General features: G+C 59.0%; 1 protein-coding gene. It reads right to left on the reverse strand.

Going from position 1 to position 402, the window contains the following annotated elements; all coding sequences use genetic code 11:
• A partial coding sequence (locus tag EN780_RS38205) for a dihydrodipicolinate synthase family protein (RefSeq protein WP_133373042.1) occupies positions 1 to 402 on the reverse strand: 402 nt, incomplete at both ends.

Genomic DNA, 402 nt, shown 5'->3' on the forward strand with positions numbered 1-402 from the left:
CACGAGCTGCTCCGGAACCGCGTTGCCGGAACCAGTGAAAACACCCGGCGCGCCGCTCAGCAGGCTGTAGAAGTTCAGATAGTCGCAGCCGTTGAACACCTTCGCACCCTGTGCCGACAGCTGGTCGATGCGCATCATGTTGGAGGTGCTGTCCTTGATGTACTTGACGGTATCGATCTCGCTGAAGCGCTTGTAGACGTCAGGCGTGATGTCGAAACCGGTGTACTGAGGAATATTGTAGACCATGATCGGAGTGTTCACGGCGCTGGATACCTGTTCGTAGTGGTAGCGAACGCCTGGCTCGCCCGGCCCCTCGAAGAAGGGCGGCAGGATGAGCAATGTGTCGGCGCCGGCGTCGCGAGCATGCTTCGAATTTTCGATGGCGTCTTCAGTGCGCAAGGC

Origin of the sequence: Mesorhizobium sp. M4B.F.Ca.ET.089.01.1.1 (assembly GCF_004022605.1) — a bacterium.
GTDB classification, from domain to species: Bacteria; Pseudomonadota; Alphaproteobacteria; order Rhizobiales; family Rhizobiaceae; genus Mesorhizobium; species Mesorhizobium abyssinicae.